Origin of the sequence: Taibaiella lutea (assembly GCF_008629695.1) — a bacterium.
GTDB classification, from domain to species: domain Bacteria; phylum Bacteroidota; class Bacteroidia; order Chitinophagales; family Chitinophagaceae; genus Taibaiella; species Taibaiella lutea.
In genome coordinates, this window is record NZ_VWSH01000003.1 from 176,813 (window position 1) to 199,213 (window position 22,401).

Consider the following 22,401-nt stretch of genomic DNA (forward strand, 5'->3'; position numbering starts at 1 on the left):
AACATCAATTTTCCGAGATCATTAGAAGTCGGTACCAAAAGATAAATACCAATGTGTTTTACCAACAATGTTTCTTGAATAATCAACTCTTGTAAAATAACCAAAAAGCAAAGTTCTTACTCCAAGACCATATCCCATGCAGATTCCGTTGTCATTAAAATTAGGGATATTTACCTGAATTACAGGTTGTTGTGCTGCGGTTTGACCATAATATACGTGATAAAAACGGTCAAAATTTTGTGCGTTCGGTAATACGCCTTCCCATGCAGAGCCAATATCTGTAAATGCTACCAATTGCAGATTTTTAAGGATAGAAGATTGAATGGCATTATGTGACAAAGTCGTAAACACAGGAAATCTGATTTCTCCGCTTGCTAAAGCATAAGTATTACCGTTTCTCGCATTTTGATTATAGCCTCTCATACTTGTTGCCAAAGTCTGGAAAGCATAATCGTTATTTCCCGAAGGTGGCAGACTGCCATCGCTTTTAGGATTGATAGCATTATCAACACCACCCAAAAAGTACATTATTTTTTGCGGGCCGCCGGAATGGGCGCCTGCAAATCTGAATGCGGCAATCGTATTTTTGTAAATTTTCTGATAATATCTGAAATCTACTCCAATGTTATATAGTCCTGCAGGTTTATTATTGTCTTCCGGATTTCCGGTTAATGTATAAGGGTTGTTTGTATGAATTCTATAAAAATATTCAGCAAAGAATTTGTACCTCAATCCGTTATAAATATTCATTACAGGATTACGGGTATCATCATAAACAAACTCCGCACGGCTGGTAGCCCAATATTGTTCTGTATTCGGCAACACCAAACCAATAGGGTCGATAGCTTTAATTATCATTCTGTCCTGTCTCAGGCCAAAGTCCAATCTGAAACTTTTCACTTTATCCAAAGGATAGCTGACACTACCCTGCACCATATTCATAACAGTTTTTCCCGGCTCATCAAAAGTTTGTCCGGAGCCATCAACAAAAGGATAAGTGTATTTGGTTTCCTGTCTTAAAAAGAGAATGGCCCAGTCAGTTCTTCTTCTGAAATTTTCGAACTGAAAAAAGGTAGTGTACCCTGAAAAATTAACAGGGATCCTTAAACCGCCTGTGAACCGGTAATCTTCCATCTTATCTGTAATACTTGCGGTAAGCATACCTGCAATAGATGGGTTTGTAAAACTTCCGCCGGTATTGTCGTATGATTGATATCTGCTTCCTACAATACTGTTATCTGCCCTTATACCAAAAAAATCGGGCTTGAAGGACAGGTAATATTTACGGGAACGAAGATCAATGAAAGAGCTATCCACATACAGGATTCGTTTGCCATCCAAAGTTCCTGTTGCAATATTTGCATTAGATGCCGTATTGTTATTGCCGGTATTAGCAGTTGAATTTGAAGTACTGTCGGCAGGTTTCCTGAGCGACATCATTTCAGCATATTTTTCAGATTCCGCATCCGGCGTAACTTTTGCCGAATCGGATGAATTTAAATCTCTTTTGGTATAAAATTCTCCCTGCTGCAATTCGTCTCCTGTTTTTATACGAAAAGATTCATCTTTTTGAAACAGATCGTTTTTGGTACTTAAATTGATGGGATTAGTAAAATTCGTTGCATTTTTTCGGGTAACGACACCGTCTATAAAGCTGATGGGCACAGGTTTTACAGGTATTGCATTTCCATCGGGAGCGGGCAATTCAATTTTATGAAACAATACTTCATAATTATCCTGTATCCTGATTACATCCGCAATTTTGCCGCTGGCCGGATTGTATTGCTGATACAAAATATTCCTGCTGAAATTGGTCATAGGAACCGAGTATGCAGAATCCTGGTTATTTATGTTGCGCGCAAACTGTACAACATATCTGTTCGTTATGCCGAACTGATTGGAAAGATAGGCAAAATGATCAGGCCCGTAAGGAATAGGTTGTGTGATAGTTCCTTTCCTGTTATTGGTCAATTGCATTAAATCATAACTCTTGGTAGTAGAATTATAGAAAAACACATTCATTAACCCGGCAGGCAGTTCATTAGGCAAAGGTTTGATATTCATATAAGGTTGCGGCCTGTTACTGAGGAATACCACACCTTTGCGCGAACCGCCGCTGACAAATACCGGCGCTTCATCATCCCATGCATCATCTGTAAGCTGATTAGTTCTGCCTCCTTTTAACCTTAGCTCGAATAAATCGCTCTGTCCGTTTTTTATTGCCGAAACAATAATCATATCATCATCCTCCATAAAGGTGAAACCCGTAATACGATCAAAACGTGTAGCAGGAATTTTAAAATCCTGAATCTTTCCCAGAACGGAATTATACACTCTTATACGAAGTTTATTCCTGTTTTTGAAAATAATACCAAATTTGAATCCGGTGTTGTTCCATGCAACCAACGGATAATCAGGATCATCCACATCCTTATGGTTTTTCACACCGCCGTTAACCAGTACGCTCGATTCACGTTTTGAAATACCGTTAATCGATTTTGTTTTTTCAAGTATTACCTGATATTCGCCGTATTTCCATTTTACATAAGCAATATCGCCTCCACGCGGGGAAACAGCAATATCTCTGATGCGGCTTTCATCATGCTTAACCGTAATGGTCGTTAATTTGGAAGAAGTATCTATTGGGGCAAAAATCTGTTCTTCAAAAGCGTATCTTTCTTTATAAAATCTGATAACAGAATCGGATGCAGTTTTGAGGTTCATGCCTATTGTAAGGCTCAAAGCCTTGTCGAGGCTGCTTTTTGTTTGGGTGAGATATAAAAGGTTCTTTACATTGTTATCGCCATATTTCACTGCAATAAATTTCCAAAAAGCCTTTCCCGCTACTTCGGGCTCTTGTTGTGCTATTTCATGGAAGTAGGTTTTTGGTTTAGCCAAAAGCAGATTCTTCCAGGTATTATCGTCATCTCCTGTCCAGCCGTCCACTACATAACCAATGTATCCTTCGGTAACCCAGGCATCCAAATCGAGCAGGACGGCATTTTTAACCATTTCTGTAATGTTTTCTCCAAACATCAATCTTTCCATTACCACTTTCGACATGCCTCTTCTCAACTGCCCTTTCAAATCAGCGTGCTTTCCTGTAAAATAAATAACCAGTTTGTCGCCGACCAAATCCAATTTACCGGAAGGATTATCACTTTGAATTTGCAATTGTCCATTTAAACCGATATTGCCCTGCTGGTAATCGTCAAAGCAATTGTAAAGAATGATATTTAATTTTTCAGGGAAAAGACCACCAAGCCTTTTCTCGATAGCAGCAATGTCCTGCTCGGCCTGTTCGGCTACAAACCTTGCCAGTTCTCTCCCGGACCTGTCATAATGGTAAATTTTAAAATGCTCTGCATCATAATATTTCCAATCGAACCTTCTGTATTGCACTCTGCTTTGCCCAAATACTTCCAGATTGGTTTGAGCCTTGCCAATATAAAAAGTGCTCAAAAAAATCAGAAAGGATAAAAAGATTTTAAACCTGCTATTCATTTACCAAGATATTCAAGATGGAAAATTGATTTGATACTCTGCGTAATTTACGGTGAATTTTTCTAATTGCTTTATATTAACGTATTGCTACATGAAAAAATTATCCAAAATAAAGGGTCTTTTCAGAGAAGGTATCATTAATTTTCTATAAAAAAATTACCTTAGCGTTTCATAAAAATCTAAAAACAACATGAGCGACACTAACCAATTTCACGATCAGACTTTTGATGAGTTCACACCCAAAAAGAAAATGCCCGACATGCTGAATGTCTTAACAATCCTGACATTTATAGGTTCGGGCGTCGGACTCATTACGTACATATACAATTATGTGACGGTTTGCGGCAGCATTACAAAAATGACGGATGCCATGAGCAAATTCGGAGAGGACAGCACTATGGGCAAAATGATGAAGGACTCTATTGAAATAGCATATAAATCATGCGACCTGAAAATGCCTTTGCTTATAATGAATCTTGCATGTGTCATATTATGCGTTGTTGGCGCAATACTGATGCGTAAGCTGTCGAAAAGTGGCTTTTATGTTTATCTTATCGGCGAACTTGTAGGGCCGGTAGGTGTAATGATTATGGTAGGCATGTCTTTTGGAATAATGGCTATAGTCGGAATTCTTATTCCTGTGGTTTTCTTAATCCTGTATGGTACTCAGCTTAAACACATGAAGTAGTAAAAACTGACAATATAAAAAAATGGAAACACCATAAGGTGCTTCCATTTTTTGTTTAATCGATTTTATTTTGAACGCCTTTCTATAGCGCTTAATCTTATCCATTTTGCATTTAACCTGCGCACATATCTTGGGTGCAGTTCTTTTTCTTCTTTCACTTTTGTAAACATTGCCAGTGCTTCTTCTCCTCTACCCTCTTCTTTAAGCATTTTTCCATAATAGTACATTGCCTGCATCGAATGTTGAACCCTGATAATATTCTTATAACTCTCTTCAGCTTCCTGTTTCTGCCCCAAATAATCTAATGTCCTTGCGATGTATAATTCATCTTCGGGTCTTTCAATCCTGTTATAGTTCAGCGCTTTTGCTTTTTCAAATAACGTCAGGCTTTTTTTATATTGCCCGCTAAGAAAATAAAGTCTTGCCAGTTTTATATAAATACCTGTGTGATTAATATAAGGATCATTCACACAAGGTTCTGCCAGGTCAATTGCCTTGTCATATTTCTTTTGTTCGGCATAAGCCTCTGCAAGGTTCAATCTGTTAGTTACAGTATCTGCCAACCTGAACTTACGTTCCATCTCTTTTATTTTCCGGTTCGGAAAAAAAACCAATTGTACATTTCTTGCAAAATCGCCATGTTGTATTTCCGGCAACAATTCGAAAAGGAAATAGACAATAACGCCTGCAAATGAAAATATAATTAAAGGAAAAATCCATTCCTTCCTTCCCGTTCTGTAAGCATGGACAATACACAACAATTGAGGAATAAACCCGAACCCCAAAAGGGAGTAAAAGCTAAAACCAAATAGGTCTGTCATACAATTTCATGAAAAATAAGGGCAAAATATTATGGCTTTTTATGTGCTGCTTTTACTTCGTTTATGATATTAAGGAAACGTTGAACATCGGGAACAAAGCCACCGGCATTTTTAATAACATTTCCATCGCCATCTACAAATATATACAACGGCTGAGCAACAGCTCCGAATTTAGTAAGTTCTATGTCCAGATTTTTCTCGCCTAAGTTTTCTATTTTCGAACCATCTTTCGCAGTGTATTTTTCGTTTTCCAGAAGCTGCGTCTCTTTTTCATCGCAATACAGGCTTGCAACAATGAAGTTCTGGCTCAGTTCTCTTAATATTTCAGGCTTAGACAGCACAACACGCTCCATCTTACGACAGTTTACACAGCTATGACCTGTAAAGTCAAGCAATACCGGCTTGCCTGTTTTCTTCGCTGCTGCAAGCGCTTCATCATAATCAAAGAAAGCAACAACTCCCGGCAATTCCGATTTCAGGTTCTGGGTATATTTTTGCGGCATTACCGTATTGGGATTGTCTTTTGAACTATTACCCATGTTAGCCTGTATGTTTATCAGGTTATCCTGAATATTGAAATCAAGCGTTTTCCTTTCAGGTAAGAAGCCGCTGACACCGGATAACGGCGCACCCCATAAACCCGGAATCAGATAAACCGTAAATGCAAGGGGAATTAATGCGAATAACAGTCTCGGAACAGATAGATAAGGTTGCCCGAACATATTTTTAGGCAAACCATCATCATGAGAAAAACTGAGCTTGCCGAGCAGATAAAAACCGAGCAATGCAAAAATTACAATCCAGATACTTAAATAAACTTCAAAGTCCAATAAATGCCAATGGTATTGAAGATCTATGTTGGATAAGAATTTCATGGCCATAGCCAATTCCAGAAAGCCCATTGTTACTTTAACTGCATTGAGCCAGCCGCCCGATTTTGCAATCCCGTTCAACATGCCGGGGAAGAAGGCGCCCAAGGCAAATGGCAACGCAATGGATAAACCAAAACCGAAGAAGCCAACGAGCCCGCCAAGGCTGTTTCCTGATTTAACAATATAAACAATTAAAGAACTGATAAATGCAGAAGTACAGCTGAAAGAAACGACAACTAATACCAAAGCCATAAAGAAGATACCGCCAAAGCTGTTTGAATTGGCTTTGGAATCTAATTTACTGGACCAGGAAGCGGGCAAAGTAATTTCAAATGCACCCAATAAAGAAATACCGAAAACAATAAATAATACAAATACAAAAAGGTTGAAACCCATGCTGGTACTCAGTTCATACATTGTTTTTTCGGTAAACAACAGACTAACTAATGCACCTATCAAGGTAAATATAGCAATGATAGAAAAAGAATAAATAGTAGCATTTTTTATACCGGCAGTTCTGGTTTTGCTTCGTTTGGTAAAGAAGCTTACAGTTATCGGCAGCATGGCATAAATACAAGGCATGATGAAAGCAATAAAGCCCGCTACAAGACCGGCCAGAAATAATTCCCAAAGGGAGCTTTTCTCCAGCCCCGGATCTTCGCTGGCTAATTTTTGTTGCGCACCAGTGGCACTATTGACAACGGCTGTGTTATTTCCTGACGTATCATTGCCTGTTCCGTTTCCCATGTTCGCTGCACCCGCCCCTGATGAATCATTCATTGTTTCATTGGAAGCACCTGTATCTGCAGGTGAAATAGCAACGTTGCTGCCAACAATGCCATTCAAAGGAATCTTAAAACGTTCAGGTTTGGAAGGCAGGCACATTTCATCATTACAAATCTGAAAATCCACTACGCCGCTCAATACGGTATTGGCCTTTGCTAAAACCTTTTGCGTATATGTTACGGCATTTTTATAGTATTGAATAGTAATGCCTAAATCCTTAATTTCTTCATTAACCGGCTTACCGTTGTTTGTTGTTTTACCTAACAGTTTAATATTGACATTCTTATCAAAAGCAATGGTAGTGGGTATCTGTGAACCATCGCCTTTAGGCGTAGCTGTATAAATATGCCACCCTTCTTTTATCTTGGCTGCTATAGTAATATCAAAAGTGCTGTCGCTGGTTTTCCTGGCATTGTATTGCCATTGGATAGCGTCTTTAACCTGTTGGCCAAAAGTTGTCGGCAATAAGAGAAGAACGAAGGATAAAAGAAAAAGAAAGCGCTTCATTAATATATGCAGTTGAGTAAATAAAAAAATTTGCTAAAAATTGAAATGCAAATTAGGCAAAAAAAGTAAAAAAGAGGAATGGAAGCATTCAAATGAAGTAATAGTTGATATAAGTCCTATTTGCGTCTGTAAAAAACAAAACCATTTTTAGCGCCTATTTTCTCAAGATTAGGCTCTGCAGCAAGATTTTTTTCTTCTGTAATCTTTGAGATGAAATAACAAGGCTTATCGACTTTGCCATGCAGCATCCATCCACGTTTGTCCTTATAATATTCAGGATTTACGGAAGGTTGTTTCTGAGAATAAAAAAGATAGCCATAACTGACAAAACCCAATGGCTGCAAATACACATCTTTGCCCGCAAGGCTTTGGTAAAATGCTACAGAAGCTCGTTGGGAATAAGCCTCTATCTTAGGTACAAAGTGCAATGTTGTAACCTGAATAATAATAATCTGAAGTGCCAGTAAGAATATCATTGCCTTTTGGAATGATTTCCTCAGCCAAATAAATGTTACAATGATACCTGTTAAGTAAAAAACGCCGAACAAACATTCCGCATAGCTCCAGGATACTGCAGCCTGTAAATTCGCAACTGCAAAATCATCGTCAAACAATGGAATTAATCTGGCTTTGTTCAAACCCGCCACTGGCAACAGCAAGATAAGCAATGCCAGAAGAATGCCGGTGAAGCCTGTAATAAATACGACTATTTTTTTCAACACTATCTTATGTTCATCCAACCTGCTGATTTGCAAAGCAGCAAGGAATGTCAATGGGAAATAACAAAGCGAGGAATAATGTACAATTTTTGTTTTAACAATGGAAAACAAAATAAGTACAACCCAAAACATAACCCACATCCATCTTGTAAAATCAGTTTCTTCAGTTTTTGCAGATGTCAATGTAGATTTTTTGCCTGACTGAAAGAGAAATGCAACTGCCGGAAAACACCCTATAAGCAGCACCACAAAATGGTAATAAAAAGGTCCGCCATGTCCCGCATCTCCTGTTGTGAACAATCTTATCTGGTATTTTATAAACTCTCTGGTAAACCATAATCCGTGTTGCATAATATCTATGCCAAACCATAAGAAAGTAGTTGCAAAACAGGCTAATGCAATTACCAGGAAATACTGCCATTTATAACCCCAAAATCCTTTGTTCAATACCAGATATACTAACAGGGAAAGCATTGCAACCAAAATTGCAACAGGGCCTTTGGTTAATACGGCTATACCGAGGAAAACACCGGCAAGTGAAGCATGCAGCCATTTACGGTCTCCGTGTTTTAAAAGATAAACCTGAAAAAAGGATACAAAAATAAAATAGTTGAATGTAGGGTCAATGATGGCCGATTTGAAATAAAATGCGGGCAGCCAACTGGCAGCGTAAATAAAAGTCCACCACCAGGCCATTCGCTCGCTGACAGTTCTTTTACCGACATAAAATAAAGTGCACAAAGTGGCAATACCCATTAATGCATTTGGCAAACGCGCCGCAAATTCATTAATACCAAAAATCTTCATGCATATAACCTGCATCCAGATAAACATGGGTGGTTTTTCCCAGAAAGGTTGAAAATCTATCTGAACGCGTAAATAATTCTTACTGACCAGCATTTCGCGGGCACATTCCGCAAAATTGACTTCATCCCAATCGAAAAGATGGACATGACCCAGAAAAGGAATAAAAAGTAATGCCCCTATGACGGCTATAAAAAGCTGCTTTATTAATGTCTGATTCATTTATGCGACAAAAATAAGAAGAATGCAGGCATAACTGTGCGATCTGTAAATTGGTGTTATTCAATCAAAGTATAATTATGATATGTTGTATTAAAAACAGGCGCCGGATACAATGGTCCGGATGTTGGATGTCATGGTTCAAGTGCGGAACACTGTGGTTCAGGCGTTGAAAGCCATGGTCTGCGTGTTGGATGTTATGGTTTGAGTGTTTAACACCAGGGTCAAAGCGTTAAACGCCGTGTGTCGGGTGCTGAACGACACGGTCTGAATGTTGAACGTCATGGCTAAAGTGTTGAACGCCACGGTCAAGGTGCTGAACGACATGGTCTGAATGTTGAACGCCATGGTCAAGGTGTTGAACGCCACGATCCGGATGTTGAATGCTATGGTTCAAAGATTGAAAGCCATGTTCTGAATATTGCAAAGGTTGCGGCTCCCTCGCCGTGACACTACAAATTTCATAATGGAATCCGCTATAATTCTTAACTTGCAGCTATGGTAAAAAGATTGGTATTATTATTGTTCACAGGGTTGTTTTGCTGCAATTTCATGTATGCTGCAAAATTATACATTCCCATGAGTGCCGACAATCAGGGCAATCATCTGAAAGCCTACGGTATTGCTTTCCTTGCATTGAAAGCGGGCATGACGGTAGATTGGCTATTGAATTATGATGGCGGTGCGTTTGCAATGGACCAAAATGCAGAGATAGAAAAAACCTGCAAGCTTCGCGGTGTTGACTATAATATTATGGCAGATGTCCAGTATGACGGCATCCTGCAAAAAATTGCTGATCCTGATTTTAACGGCGATGTTATAAAACTGGAAAAAGCGCCCAAAATTGCCGTTTATACACCTAAGTCAAAACTTCCCTGGGACGATGCGGTAACCATGGCATTGGAGTATGCAGAAATTCCTTACGATAAAATTTATGATGATGAGATACTGGATGACAAATTACATGAATATGACTGGCTACATCTGCATCATGAAGACTTTACGGGACAGTATGGCAAATTCTGGGGGGCATACCGTACTGCGTCATGGTATATTGAAGATGTAAAGAATCAGGAGGCAATGGCTGCAAAGCATGGTTTCAAAAAGGTATCTCAATTGAAACTGGCGGTTGCTAAAAAAATACAGGGTTTTGTGGCAGGCGGCGGCTATTTATTTGCCATGTGCAGCGCAACCGACAGCTATGACATTGCATTGGCTGCAGATGGGGTAGATATTTGCGATGTACCGTTTGATGGTGATGCGCCGGACCCGCAGGCACAGCAAAAGCTGAATTTTGCTCCCTGTTTTGCTTTCAAAGATTTCACGCTCGAAAAGAACCCATATCAGTACGAATATTCGGACATTGATAATACGCTGTTCAGAAAAGTACCTATGACTACCGATTACTTTACGTTATTTACCTTCTCTGCAAAATTTGATCCGGTGCCTACTATGCTTTGTCAAAATCATACGACTACCATCAAGGGATTTATGGGACAAACTACTGCTTTCAGAAAAGAGGTTTTGAAAAGCAGCGTATTGGTCTTAGGCGAAAATCAGGCTGCAAACGAAGCACGTTATATTCACGGCGAGTTTGGCAAAGGTACTTTCACATTTTATGGCGGTCATGATCCTGAAGATTATCAACACCAGATTGATGATCCGCATACAGATTTATCACTGCACCCCACTTCTCCCGGATATCGTTTAATTTTAAACAACGTACTTTTTCCGGCAGCAAAAAAGAAACCAAGAAAAACATAATTGAATAATGACATTACTGATTCCGGATATCGGATTATTTATTTGGACAATTGCAGGACTTGCAATAACGTTAATTTTAGTTTATGTATTTATTAAACTGATTTACAAGATAAACAAACGCCTGAAATAGTTTACTATAAAGATTCCGATAAGAGATACCTTCTTTAAAAATGTGATAAAGGATTTAATAACTTATTCATATTGACATTGATCTACTTAAACTCAATTCAATATCTTTGAAATCCATTTTATAACATTAAAAAATTATCGTAGTGGAAAAAGAAAAATTTCAAGGAACTGTAAAATTCTTTAATACGGAAAAAGGTTTCGGTTTCATAAAGAACAGTAGTAACAAAGAAGATATTTTTGTTCATGCTACAGGCGTTATTGACGAAATCAAGGAAAATGATGCAGTTGAATTTGAATTGCAACCCGGCCGTAAAGGCATGAATGCTGTGAATGTAACATTAGTTAGATAATATAAATTATAGCATGCAAGAGGGCGATTCATTTTCTGAATCGCCCTCTTTTTATAATATCATTACTGAAAATTCAGATCAATACAATCTTCTTTTATGGATGATGTTATGTGTAATTTCGTTGACTTCCGAAGAGACTTTTGTAATGAAAAGTAAATACCAGAACAATAAACCAAATACACTGCTTCTGATAATGCCATCGATGAAAGCATTAAACATATATGGCAAAATCCAGCTGATGATTCCGGCAACAGCACCAATTGCAAATATCTTCAAAGTGGCTATGGCAAAAGGTTGCAATTTCATTTTCTTCCAAAGGAACCAGGATTTTGCAATATTAAAAGCAATCAATCCGATAGTTACTGCCCAGGCTGCACCCAATAAACCGTTCGATTTTATCATGAAATAATCAAGCAGGAGAACGAATGCCAGCAGCCATATAGCAATCCAAAAATTGAACCTGTAATATTTTGTCAGGCCAATCAGTTCATAATTAAACCCTGAAACCATATCAAATAGTTGTCCCACCATCAAAATCATGATAAGCGGCTTTATTTCATTGTAACCACCTTTAATCAAAGCCATTATTTCCTGAATATTATCTATATTGATATACACCAGTGCAAACATGGCAACTGCGATGATTTGCATATTCAAAGATGATCTTTGATATAATTCTCTCAACCCTTTCAGGTCGCCGTTATTATAACTCTTTGTAAATGTCGGGATAGCAGCTTTTCCTATCATTCTTGTAGGATTTCTTAATAAAGAAACAGCCAAAGTTGCAATCCCATAAATGGCTACTTTATCAAACCCAAGCAACATACCCATAATAAACACATCCACAGTGGCAATTAAAACAGTGCTTGCTTCCGTAAGCATGTGATAACCTGCAAACCTTATTATCTCTTTAATTTCCTTTACGGAAAAAAGATGTTTTTCATAACCAAAAGCAAACCCGCCGCTCCGTTTTGCCATTATTATCAAGAACAAAAAGGGTACTAAATAAAAAATAACATATAGCCACAAAAAACCCGAAAAATTAATAACATGAAATCCAAAAAGGAGGATCAAAGTAATATAAATAATACGTGCCAGAATTTCCCTTCCAAAACTTTGTAAAGCAGTTTTATGTAAGGATTGCAAATAACCTTCCATCCATAGTATTCCGGAACATAACAGGGTTAATATGGGGAATAAAGGAAAAAATTCTTTCACATAGGCAGCATCTGCAGGACTGTAAAAATCATCAATAAAAGGGTATAAAATAAAAAAGGCAGCACATGTCAGTAATGAAATAGCAAAGGGTATTAACGCTGTTAACGTCAGAAATGTAGGACGGGAAGGATGCCCGGGAGGATATTTCTGTGCATTGATAACCAAGGCTGCCCCAAAACCGAAATTAGCCAGATAAGTAACCCATGTAGAGGCTTTAATCAACGTTTCTCTAAAACCAAATTGGTCCTGCGGAAAAAATCTTGTGGAAAGCACTGCAATAAGTGCGCCTAACAGAGCTCCGCCTAAAGTTACTGCAACCGATTTTATGGATTGGCGAACAACAATGCCCATTAATAATTGTAGATATGGTATAAGGACCAAAAATACAATTTTGTTTACTCGGATTAAGCAAAGATTTACAAAAAGCAAATCTTATTTTCCTTTTCTTTGCAAATAGTCTAACTCAAATTACCACTAATGGATATTATTAAATTCGGTACAGATGGCTGGCGTGCCATTATCGCCAAAGATTTTACAGTTTACAATGTTGCCCGTGTAGCAAAAGCACTTGCCGACTGGTTAAACCAGTCAGGCAAAAATGCCAAGGTCGTTATAGGCCATGATTGTCGTTTTGCGGGCGCTCTATTTGCTGAAACGACTGCAAATGTATTATGTGCCAATGGCGTGAAGGTTGCTTTGGCAAAGGGTTTCGTAAGTACACCTATGGTTTCTTTGGGTGTAAAAGAATTAGCTGCGCAACAAGGTGTTGTAATTACAGCTTCACATAACCCGCCTGCTTATAACGGCTTTAAGCTGAAAGGCCCTCATGGTGGCCCGACAAACCCTAAAGATATTACTGCAGTAGAGGCTTTAATTCCTGAAACAGTTGAAATAAGTGATACTACATTGGATCAATGGCAGGAAAAAGGCATGCTGGAGTATATTGATTTGGAAAAAATGTACATTGATTACCTACATACCAAATTCAATTTAGAGAAGTTAAACAATGCCCCTTATAAGCTTGCTTATGATGCTATGTATGGCGCAGGTCAGAATGTAATTCGTAAAACATTGCCTGCCGCGGTTTTGCTTCATTGTGATTATAACCCTTCTTTCAAGGATACGCCACCTGAACCTATTCATAAAAATCTGCTTGAACTTTCAAAAGTAATGGCAACAACACCTGAGCTGAAAGTGGGTCTTGCCACTGACGGCGATGCAGACAGAATCGGTTTGTATGATGAAGACGGCAATTTTGTGGATGCGCATCATATTATTTTACTGCTAATCCAATATCTACATAAATACAAAAAGCTGAATGGTAAAGTGGTCATTGCTTTTTCGGTTACCGACAGGGTTAAGAAAATGTGTGAACAATACGGGCTTGAAGTTCAGGTAACGCCGATTGGTTTCAAATACATCAGTGAAATCATGATTACGGAAGATGTATTATTGGGTGGCGAAGAAAGCGGCGGTATTGCCATTAAAGGACATATTCCTGAACGTGACGGGATATTTGATGGTCTTATCATTTATGAATATATGATGGAAACAGGCAAAACGCTGAAGGAACTTTGTGAAGAAATATATGAAGTGGTTGGCCGTTTCTCTTATGAAAGAAACGACTTGAATCTTTTGGATGAACAAAAGCAGCGTATCATGAAGGAAGCTGCTGATGGTGTTTACACTGAATTTGGTAAATACAAAGTTGTAAAAGTTGAAAATATTGACGGTATTAAATACCATTTTGAAGATGGCGGATGGACTATGCTGCGTGCTTCAGGTACCGAGCCTGTTTTAAGGATTTATGCGGAAGGCAACAGCCATGAGGAAGCCCTCGATATTTTAGAACAAGTAAAAAAGAGAGTGCTTTAGGCGAAAATCAAAACTATTTGTATCTCTGCAATACACAATAAAAATGTCCGGTTCTTTACAGAGCCGGACATTTTTATTAACTACAATATCTCATCAGGCAGCCGCAACGGTTATCTCAAATACAGTTCCTACAGGGCTATTGTCTCTTACCGCTATAGTGCCTTTATACTGCTGAATAATTTTAGAAGTCAGATACAGGCCGAGCCCCGTTCCTTTTGTTTTTCGGGAATTCTCATTCCCTACTCTATAAAATTTTTTGAAAACTTTTGGCTTTTCTTCATCCGGAATGCCTTGTCCTTCATCAATCACACTCAGTAAAATTTCATCGTCCGATTTAATCAATTCCAGTATAATAGTAGAGTCGGAATCGGAGTATTTAACTGCATTTTCCAATAGGTTATTGATAGATAACTTCCATAATAATCTGTCGCCATTTGTGAAACAATCCTCCTCTATTTTTGAAACAAAAAGATTTTTACCTCTTGATTCGTATGCCTGTAAAGATTCTTCTGCAACAGAAGATAAATTAATTCGTCCTTCTTCAAATTTAAAATGGCGGCTTTCCATCTGCGAAGCAAGCAACAAATTGTTGCAAAGGTCATCAAGCCTGTTAGCCTCATTCACACTGCGTTGTATCAATGTAAGTTGAGTATCTTCATCCAGCTTGCGCCTCGCCATTGTCTGAAGGTTAAGTTTCACAGCTGCAATAGGGCTTTTCAATTCGTGCGTAATGGAAAGCATAAAATTGGATTGCTGTTGCGATAACAGATGATTACTGCGCATAGAAGAATATACTACACCAGCGCCAATTAAAATAATAGCTAAAAAAGCAACACCTTCTCCCAGATATTGCCGCTTCCTTGAATTTTCTCTTTCTTTTATAGCATTGTATTCATCTCTGAAAGCAACAGGATTATTGATCTTATCCACCTTATTGTTTAAGGCCTCGATCTCATTGCGGACAATGAGCTCGTTTTGTTTGTTGAGCGTGCTTCCCCAAAATAAAATAGCTGCTATAATGTAAGCAAGCAGGATGAAATATAAAATAGAAACGATCCGCATATCAACAGTTTTATGGCAATTCCAGATTGGTGATCATATTGCTTTTCACACGGAATAAAACAACATCAGCTTTTGATAAGGAGGTCTGAGGCCCATTGAAATAACGAACCTGATAAAGACCCGGCAGAAAATCAATTTTCTGAGCCGCAGCATTACCGGTTACATTCATTTCATAAAACGGTTCGTAAGCATCACCATGCTGATACCAAAACTGAACTTTGCCCTTATTATTGGTATTTGTGATTTGTACGGTACCGGCTTCAGGGATAGACATTACTTTTACGCTGTAAAAGTCAAGATCTACATTCAGCATCATTTGAGGCAATGTATTGATTTCAATGTGATAATTGGCGGGTTCATAAGGCAAAACAGTATCGCAGTTTTGTTTTACTACCGGTCCGGGCTCAAAACGTTTGCTTACCAGGGCCCTGTATTCTTTAACGGGACGGTTAGGTGCGGAAGGATAATAAAACTCCAATGAACCGCTACCGACTGTGATATATACTTTCTTGTTTTTACCAGGTTCAATAACTATGTTGTTTGCTTTGCCTTTGGAGCCTACAATAGCTAAATCGTAAGTACCGGGGTCCATCTTAATAGGTGCAGGTTCTCCGCCTTCAAGATTGCGATAAACACTTTTTACATCAGCTTTTGTTTTGCTGTCTTTAAACAGCAATTTGGGTTCGGTACGGTAAAATTTTCCCTTACCGTTGGTGAAATAAATCTGAACGGAACTTTCTTTTGAATCGACAGTTGTGGATTGAAATGGCAGGTTTATATCTTCTTTGTTTTCGGCTTTTTTAACAGTCGCATTTGTTTTCGGCTTTTGAATGGCTACAGTAGGTTCTACAACTTTATTGGGTGCTTTAGGTGTTGAACTGTTGGCAACAGGAGTTTGCGGAAATACATCAGGCATTCCAGGTACTGTAATTTTCATGGGCTTTAACCTGGGCACTATTACAGGATTTGCATCGGCAATAGTGTACAGCAAATTCATTTTTTGCAATTTTGACCTTGTATAAATCAGATCCAACGGCGGATAGGTTTTCCTGTTAACTACCGGTGGTACAACAGGTTCAGGCTTTTTTTCAGGAACTTCTGTAGTAATTAAAGGCTCAATTTTGGGCGTAGGTTTCGGAGTATTTTTAGGAGGTAAAATGGTTACGTTCTGAGCCTTTGGAGGTGGCGTATTTATTACTACGGGATGATAATCGGATGTTTTGATCATCAAAACTTTCCTGTTATCATTGAGAATGGTACTTACTGCCGGAAGAATATCTTTTTCAGTTGAAACAGTTATATATTTTCCAAGACAGGCATATTCCAGTTTCAAAGGTTCGTAATCAATCAGACTTAGAATGTAAGGCTTGAAACTGATTTTTTTATTAAGCAGATTTGTTACGGTTGCACAGATATCGCCGCCACAGCTTTCGCCGCCATCTGTAATTAAGATGATGCTGTAAGAATAGAGATTGTCTTCTTTAAAATCCAGTTCAGCTGCTTGTTGCAACGACCATGCAATCGGCGAATATCCTCTTGGATTCAGATATTTCAGCCTTGCTCTGATTTGTCCGTCATTAGCAAGATTAAAAGGAACTTCAAGCTTGGAATCAAAACAGTTTTTCTCCTGTGAAGGGTATTGATTACCAAAAACACGGATGGCAAAAGCAACATCTGTATTTACCCGGTGAATGCTATCTACAATGGTATTAATAATGCGACCTGCGGTCTGGAACCTGGAAGCAGCATCTGTCCAGCTATTGCCCATACTACTGGAGGCATCCAACAGAAATAAAATCCTGGCAGGTTTTTGGACTTCCTGCTGCGCCGATGAAATATTAGAGAATAAGAATGTCCAGGCAATTATAATTATGCTCAGGTAATGTTTACAATTAAGCTTTAGTTGAAATGCGTTCTTCAAAATGCCCTGTTTATTTTTCAAGCCGCCAAATTACGATGAATAGTTTAAAAATTATGAATTGTGTCATTTTGAAACCAATCTCAAACAATAATGAAAGCATGATTATCTATCTTTGTTGTTGCATTTTTGTGTACATATATGATATTTTCCTCCAAATTAATAGAAGACGCAGTTGAAGCCTTTACCCGCCTGCCGGGGATTGGCAAGAAAACAGCCTTGAGAATGGTATTGCATTTATTGAAAGAAGACAAAGGCATGGTCAGGAATTTCAGCGAAACTATTTCTAAAATGCGTGAAGACATTTGCTTTTGTCCTGATTGCAACAATATTTCTGATGGAGGGCCCTGCGCCATCTGTAAAGACCCTCATCGCAATAAAAGTATTATTTGTGTGGTGGAAAACATAAGAGATGTTATTTCCATTGAAAGCACCCAACAGTTTAACGGGTTGTATCATGTGCTGGGCGGCCTTTTGTCGCCTTTGGATGGCATAGGGCCTGAGCAGCTTCAGTTGTCCAACTTAACATCAAGAATAGAAAAAAATGAAGTTTCTGAAATAATTATGGCATTAAGCCCCAATATTGAGGGTGATACTACCGTCTATTATATAGCCAGGCAACTTCAGAACCGGGAATTAACGATTACAGGTATAGCCAGAGGCGTTTCATTTGGAGGAGAATTAGAGTATACAGATGAGCTGACATTAGCAAGATCAATTGCGAAAAGGCTGCCAGTCGAAACATATGTAAAAACAACTTCAAAATAAAATGCCAAAATATGCTTAACGTTGTCTTAACTCGAAAAGTTTTCCTATTTTTGATGCATTAAATAATCTTAAACAAAAAAAGAAGAAATTATGAAGCGTTTTTACACAACAATGGCTCTTTTAGGAGCACTAGTAACGAGTGCATCAGCACAAACAATTGCTAATGTCAGTGGTACTTTAGTTGCACCGTTAGCAGCGGATGCAAATACCCCATTTAACATTCCGTGCACTGATTCTTTTGAATATGAATTCATTTTTGTCAATCAAGGACCAGGCACAATTGGTGTTACCGATACGGCCTTTTTTATTACCCCCTTCGCTGGTGAAGGTCTTGTAAACTATTACAAGCCCACAGCTCCGGTTGCGGCTAATGATACTTTGGTTCATTTTTCCGGTAAAATGGCGAAAAGTCAAATCAAAAGATTAATAAATGAAGCTCAGGATGATTATGTATTTGCTCCTTTTACCGATGGTAATTATTTTTATCCTGCAATTTTTGTTGGATTCAGTACAGATACAACTATTTTGAAGGATAACGATGGTACAGACGATGGTGGTATCACTGCAGTAAAAATCAATTGTGCTACAGCCGTTAAAGATGTAAATTTCTCTAAATCATCTTTAAATATCTTCCCTAACCCGGCAAATAATCAAATTTCATTTACAAATGAATTTGCTGCGACAACAGTTGCTTTTGTAAAAATTACAGATCTTACAGGTCGCGTTGTTAAAACAATGAATTTAGGTAAACAAAATGCCGGTACCAAAACTTACAATGTTGATCTTTCCGGCATGAATAATGGTATGTATTATATTGAATTGATTACTGATGAGACTCGTAGCATCAGCAAGTTCACGAAGAACTAAAAATATTATTACTTAAAAAAGCCAACTAACTTAGTTGGCTTTTTTAAGTAATAAGTTAATGTCAAATTCTTTTTTAACTTATTCCGTATTTTGCAGTCTAATTGAATCAGTTGAATTTTAGCTTTATTACTTTATTAAAAAAACAAAAAAAAGAAATTATGAAAAAACGTTTTTACGCAACATTATGCTTGCTGACCGCTTTGGGAACTGGAGCATTTGCACAAAGACATTGTGATGTGGAAGTATTGCCACTTATTGGACCCGCAGACGGTTCTAACTATTCATGTAATACAACAGTTGTATCAGGTTATTACTTTGTAAATAACGGTCCGGATACGTTAAGATCAACAGATTCTTTCCAATTATTCGATCCTAACGTTGATAATGCTGCTAACGGCGCAGATCCTCTGGATCCAACTACATGGTTCGTATATGCGAACGTTAAACCAACAGGTACTGTATTAAATGGTGTGGTTGATACTGTGCCATCTCCGGCATTGAATATCCCTCCTGGCGATACAATACTATATTACAAATGGAACGATACTGTAACCAGATTATGCAGTTTAATATTAGCTGACACTACTGCTACATCTGTAGATGGTGAGTCTATAGATTATTATGTTTTCACACAAACCGGTACTGTTCCACCTAATGGTAAATATTACTGGCTTGCCCGCTTTGCCGGTTTTTATGGTACAAACGTTGTAGATACCGTTACTGATAACAATTTTCAATTTAATACAATTACATTGAATTGTAATACTACGAGTATCAATGATGTAAACCATAAAAAAGTTAATTTAACTGTATATCCAAACCCAGCTAACAATACAATCAATTTCAAATACTCTTTCTTGAAATCTGAAAATGTAACAGCAAGAATAATGGATTTAACAGGAAGAACACTTAAAACTGTAAACTTAGGAAAAGCAAGTCCTGGCGATCATCAATTTGAAATTCAAATTAATGAACTTCCAACAGGTACGTACTTACTTGAATTTGCAACCGATAATTCTAAAGGGATATCGAAATTCACGAAAAACTAAGTCACAATTAATTCTTTTACAAGAAAGCCGTTCAGCAATACTGAACGGCTTTCTTTATGTCGTTATCTATAGTCTTTGTCTCTTCCGGAATATTCTTTGAAGACAATAACTCTCCTCGTTTTTAATAACATATCTCTTGTACTATATCTTTAGAATATATGCATATCCAATATTGTTACCTCAAGAAATAGAATCCTTTGTTTTCTTATTGAAGCATCGTAGTTCTAGATTTGCAGGCTCTTCGTGAGCCTTTATATAATAGCTATTTTACAAAGTTTCACAGAAAATGGGTACATAAAGACAAGAATGAGCTTAATTTGACTACATTGCCATTCAGCTTCAAACAATTAAATACTTTCTCTTCATTTCAAATGTCTGTAATACTATTACTATACTTCTTTAAGTAATCAAACATTTTAGGCTTTAATAAAATATCTCATAGTTACTCCTGTATCTTGTTTTTCATCTCTTTCAATTTACAAATTGTAGTATAAAACAACAAGAAGGTTAAAGAAAATAAATAAGAAACGCCCCGAAAATTTCGGGGCGTTTCTTATTATGTTGTTACTATAGTTGTTAGAACTTAGGACAAGCGAAATTGTATTTTTTGTGTGTAATTTTATTTATAACTCCGTTATAAATCAAGGAAACTTCATAAGCACCCTGTCCGCTCGTCATATTTTGTGCACTTGACATTGTCACATCATAGCTAAATCCGATTTTCATTCTGGACCATTCAAAGCCGACATAAGGAGCGATTGCATCACCGTAACGATACCATCCACCTAAGTAGAACACGGTATTACGAGTGAATTCATCATGACCCGGATTCATTACAAACCCTACAGCGCCACCCATCAAAAATTCAGAAGCAGGTCCTTGTTTTTGATACATTGCACTCAAATACATTACAGTATTTTCATTCAAATCAAAAGAGCCTCCAAGGTGAGCTGACAAACGGGAATTTATTTTAACACCGGTACTGCCTGCTGAATTCAGGAATTTTTCCTCCGGACGGGTCAGGTGATAAAATGCAACTCCACCATACATTGTAGCATTTTCAGCTACACGACCTGAATACATTAAACCAACATTAAAGTCAGGATATGTCAAATCAGCATTACCAAATTGCTCTGCAGAACTTCCTTTCAGATAGCCTTCAGGCATAGTAGCATCAAATTGGTCTCCAAATATCAGTTTATCAAACTGGATGCTTTTTTGAACCATAAACCCCTGAACACCCAAAGACACAGTATGTTGTTTATCCATCCCGAAAGACTTATGGTAAGCCAGTGATATACCAAGTGTTGTGTTTTGCAACCCACCCGTACCGGATTTATCATACAAGCCCAACACACCTATTCCAAGTGCGTCACCTTCCGGTAATTTGCCTCTTAACAACGGCATGTCAAATGAAATAGTGCCACTTACGTATGGATTATCCGAAACAGTATACCACTGCGTACGAAAATTTGCTGAAGCGCGCCAATCATTCTGAGTCAATCCCGTTTGAGCAGGATTCAAAGTTAATGGCGATGTAAAGTATTGCGTAAAGTGTACATCCTGAGCAGATGTGCCAAGGGAAATACCTGCCATAGCCAATGCACTTAGTAGTATTTTCTTCATGATTTTATTTTAATCAGTTTTCCAATTTATCTTTTCAATTTTGCACAAAATAACATAAAGCTTGCTATTATACAATAGACGGCCTAAAAAAAAAATGTGTTGGGATTAATTTCAATTAATCTCTTACAAATATAGGTTTAAATCTCAATTCTCGCAATAAAGTTTCTTTGATTTATTTTCTCCGATCTTTTTCCCTAAAATTGCTCTTTGCTGCCAAAGGCTAAATCCCCTGCATCACCCAAACCGGGTACTATATAACCTCGTGCAGTTAATTCTTCGTCAATAGTTGCGGCCCAGATAGAAGCTTCCGGGAACTTGCGTTCCACATTCTCTATTCCTTCAGAGCATGCTATTGCAGACACTATATGGATTTGCGCCGGCATGCCGTAATGCAGTAAAGTTTCTAATGCCAATATCAAAGAAGCGCCGGTAGCCAGCATTGGATCGGCAATTATTAAAGGCCTTCCTTTTAAAGGAGGACAGGTTATATAATGTTGTTCAATTTCAAAACTTCCGTCTCTGTGGTGTTTACGATAAGCCGCAATAAAAGCGCTGTCTGCCTTGTCAAAAAAATTCAACAATCCATTATGCATTGGTACGCCTGCCCTCAGAATCGTTGCCAGTACAGGTTGTTCTTCTATTACCAGGGTTTCTGATTCGCCTAACGGAGTTATGACATTTCTTGTAATAAAGGGTAACTGTTTACTGATTTCATAAGCAGCTACTTCCGCAATACGCTCCATATTACGCCTGAATCTTAATCTGTCTTTCTGAATATCAATATCTCTTATCTCGCTTACCCATTGTGTTATCAAGGATTGTTGATCGCTAAGATTGTAAACCATGATGTATTAA

16 protein-coding genes are annotated in these 22,401 nt (G+C 38.0%); 7 read left to right on the forward strand and 9 right to left on the reverse strand.

Annotated features, from left to right (window positions below):
- Positions 1–21: 21 nt before the first annotated feature.
- Positions 22–3,462 carry a hypothetical protein gene (locus tag F0919_RS11930; protein ID WP_150032997.1) on the reverse strand — a complete coding sequence of 1,147 codons (3,441 nt, stop codon included), beginning with the start codon at positions 3,460–3,462 and terminating at the stop codon, positions 22–24.
- A 232-nt stretch (positions 3,463–3,694) separates the two neighbouring features.
- On the opposite strand from F0919_RS11930, the gene F0919_RS11935 reads away from it, so the two are divergent.
- Positions 3,695–4,192: a hypothetical protein gene (locus F0919_RS11935; RefSeq protein WP_150032998.1), complete on the forward strand. Its 498-nt coding sequence runs from the start codon at positions 3,695–3,697 to the stop codon at positions 4,190–4,192.
- Between the two features lie 65 nt (positions 4,193–4,257).
- Here the strand turns inward: F0919_RS11935 and F0919_RS11940 are convergent, their stop codons facing one another.
- The 3 genes from F0919_RS11940 to F0919_RS11950 all read right to left on the reverse strand — a co-directional run bounded on the left by F0919_RS11940 (position 4,258) and on the right by F0919_RS11950 (position 8,923).
- A complete protein-coding gene (locus F0919_RS11940; protein ID WP_150032999.1) occupies positions 4,258–5,013 on the reverse strand; it encodes a tetratricopeptide repeat protein in 756 nt (251 codons plus the stop codon).
- Positions 5,014–5,042: 29 nt separating this feature from the next.
- Positions 5,043–7,178: a protein-disulfide reductase DsbD family protein gene (locus F0919_RS11945; RefSeq protein WP_150033000.1), complete on the reverse strand. Its 2,136-nt coding sequence runs from the start codon at positions 7,176–7,178 to the stop codon at positions 5,043–5,045.
- Between the two features lie 116 nt (positions 7,179–7,294).
- On the reverse strand, positions 7,295–8,923 hold the full coding sequence (locus tag F0919_RS11950) for an ArnT family glycosyltransferase (RefSeq protein WP_150033001.1): 1,629 nt from the start codon (positions 8,921–8,923) through the stop codon (positions 7,295–7,297).
- A gap of 495 nt (positions 8,924–9,418) precedes the next feature.
- Here F0919_RS11950 and F0919_RS11955 point away from each other — a divergent pair, with 495 nt between their 5' ends.
- Both F0919_RS11955 and F0919_RS11960 read left to right on the forward strand, forming a co-directional pair.
- Complete coding sequence (locus F0919_RS11955) at positions 9,419–10,684, forward strand: asparagine synthetase B (protein WP_150033002.1); 1,266 nt, start codon at positions 9,419–9,421, stop codon at positions 10,682–10,684.
- 272 nt (positions 10,685–10,956) lie between these two features.
- Positions 10,957–11,163, forward strand: coding sequence for a cold-shock protein (locus F0919_RS11960; RefSeq protein WP_150033003.1), 207 nt, complete (start codon positions 10,957–10,959; stop codon positions 11,161–11,163).
- Between the two features lie 78 nt (positions 11,164–11,241).
- On the opposite strand, the gene F0919_RS11965 is transcribed toward F0919_RS11960, so the two are convergent.
- Positions 11,242–12,732: a lipopolysaccharide biosynthesis protein gene (locus tag F0919_RS11965; RefSeq protein WP_190277372.1), complete on the reverse strand. Its 1,491-nt coding sequence runs from the start codon at positions 12,730–12,732 to the stop codon at positions 11,242–11,244.
- 126 nt (positions 12,733–12,858) lie between these two features.
- Here F0919_RS11965 and F0919_RS11970 point away from each other — a divergent pair, with 126 nt between their 5' ends.
- On the forward strand, positions 12,859–14,256 hold the full coding sequence (locus F0919_RS11970; RefSeq protein ID WP_150033005.1) for a phosphohexomutase domain-containing protein: 1,398 nt from the start codon (positions 12,859–12,861) through the stop codon (positions 14,254–14,256).
- Between the two features lie 93 nt (positions 14,257–14,349).
- Here F0919_RS11970 and F0919_RS11975 read toward each other — a convergent pair whose 3' ends face one another.
- Positions 14,350–15,318 carry a sensor histidine kinase gene (locus F0919_RS11975; RefSeq protein WP_150033006.1) on the reverse strand — a complete coding sequence of 323 codons (969 nt, stop codon included), beginning with the start codon at positions 15,316–15,318 and terminating at the stop codon, positions 14,350–14,352.
- Positions 15,319–15,328: 10 nt separating this feature from the next.
- Positions 15,329–17,239: a VWA domain-containing protein gene (locus F0919_RS11980; RefSeq protein WP_150033007.1), complete on the reverse strand. Its 1,911-nt coding sequence runs from the start codon at positions 17,237–17,239 to the stop codon at positions 15,329–15,331.
- A gap of 138 nt (positions 17,240–17,377) precedes the next feature.
- Between F0919_RS11980 and recR the strand changes: the two genes are divergently transcribed.
- The 3 genes from recR to F0919_RS11995 all read left to right on the forward strand — a co-directional run bounded on the left by recR (position 17,378) and on the right by F0919_RS11995 (position 19,920).
- The gene (gene recR, locus F0919_RS11985; protein WP_150033008.1) at positions 17,378–18,004 is read left to right on the forward strand and encodes a recombination mediator RecR; all 627 of its coding nucleotides are present in this window, start codon (positions 17,378–17,380) and stop codon (positions 18,002–18,004) included.
- 90 nt (positions 18,005–18,094) lie between these two features.
- Positions 18,095–18,871: a T9SS type A sorting domain-containing protein gene (locus tag F0919_RS11990; protein WP_150033009.1), complete on the forward strand. Its 777-nt coding sequence runs from the start codon at positions 18,095–18,097 to the stop codon at positions 18,869–18,871.
- Positions 18,872–19,029: 158 nt separating this feature from the next.
- Positions 19,030–19,920 carry a T9SS type A sorting domain-containing protein gene (locus tag F0919_RS11995; protein ID WP_150033010.1) on the forward strand — a complete coding sequence of 297 codons (891 nt, stop codon included), beginning with the start codon at positions 19,030–19,032 and terminating at the stop codon, positions 19,918–19,920.
- Positions 19,921–20,496: 576 nt separating this feature from the next.
- Here F0919_RS11995 and F0919_RS12000 read toward each other — a convergent pair.
- Together F0919_RS12000 and upp are read right to left on the reverse strand one after the other, a co-directional pair.
- On the reverse strand, positions 20,497–21,546 hold the full coding sequence (locus tag F0919_RS12000; RefSeq protein ID WP_150033011.1) for a PorP/SprF family type IX secretion system membrane protein: 1,050 nt from the start codon (positions 21,544–21,546) through the stop codon (positions 20,497–20,499).
- 194 nt (positions 21,547–21,740) lie between these two features.
- Positions 21,741–22,391, reverse strand: a complete 651-nt coding sequence (upp, locus tag F0919_RS12005) for a uracil phosphoribosyltransferase (RefSeq protein WP_150033012.1) — start codon at positions 22,389–22,391, stop codon at positions 21,741–21,743.
- Positions 22,392–22,401: the final 10 nt, after the last annotated feature.

Bases quoted from the DNA above. Each gene is read 5' to 3' on its own strand.
- F0919_RS11935 (WP_150032998.1), top strand. From the start codon at position 3,695: ATGAGCGACACTAACCAATTTCACGATCAGACTTTTGATGAGTTCACA.
- F0919_RS11940 (WP_150032999.1), bottom strand. From the start codon at position 5,013: ATGACAGACCTATTTGGTTTTAGCTTTTACTCCCTTTTGGGGTTCGGG.
- F0919_RS11945 (WP_150033000.1), bottom strand. From the start codon at position 7,178: ATGAAGCGCTTTCTTTTTCTTTTATCCTTCGTTCTTCTCTTATTGCCG.
- F0919_RS11950 (WP_150033001.1), bottom strand. From the start codon at position 8,923: ATGAATCAGACATTAATAAAGCAGCTTTTTATAGCCGTCATAGGGGCA.
- F0919_RS11955 (WP_150033002.1), top strand. From the start codon at position 9,419: ATGGTAAAAAGATTGGTATTATTATTGTTCACAGGGTTGTTTTGCTGC.
- F0919_RS11965 (WP_190277372.1), bottom strand. From the start codon at position 12,732: ATGGGCATTGTTGTTCGCCAATCCATAAAATCGGTTGCAGTAACTTTA.
- F0919_RS11970 (WP_150033005.1), top strand. From the start codon at position 12,859: ATGGATATTATTAAATTCGGTACAGATGGCTGGCGTGCCATTATCGCC.
- F0919_RS11975 (WP_150033006.1), bottom strand. From the start codon at position 15,318: ATGCGGATCGTTTCTATTTTATATTTCATCCTGCTTGCTTACATTATA.
- recR (WP_150033008.1), top strand. From the start codon at position 17,378: ATGATATTTTCCTCCAAATTAATAGAAGACGCAGTTGAAGCCTTTACC.
- F0919_RS11990 (WP_150033009.1), top strand. From the start codon at position 18,095: ATGAAGCGTTTTTACACAACAATGGCTCTTTTAGGAGCACTAGTAACG.
- F0919_RS11995 (WP_150033010.1), top strand. From the start codon at position 19,030: ATGAAAAAACGTTTTTACGCAACATTATGCTTGCTGACCGCTTTGGGA.
- F0919_RS12000 (WP_150033011.1), bottom strand. From the start codon at position 21,546: ATGAAGAAAATACTACTAAGTGCATTGGCTATGGCAGGTATTTCCCTT.
- upp (WP_150033012.1), bottom strand. From the start codon at position 22,391: ATGGTTTACAATCTTAGCGATCAACAATCCTTGATAACACAATGGGTA.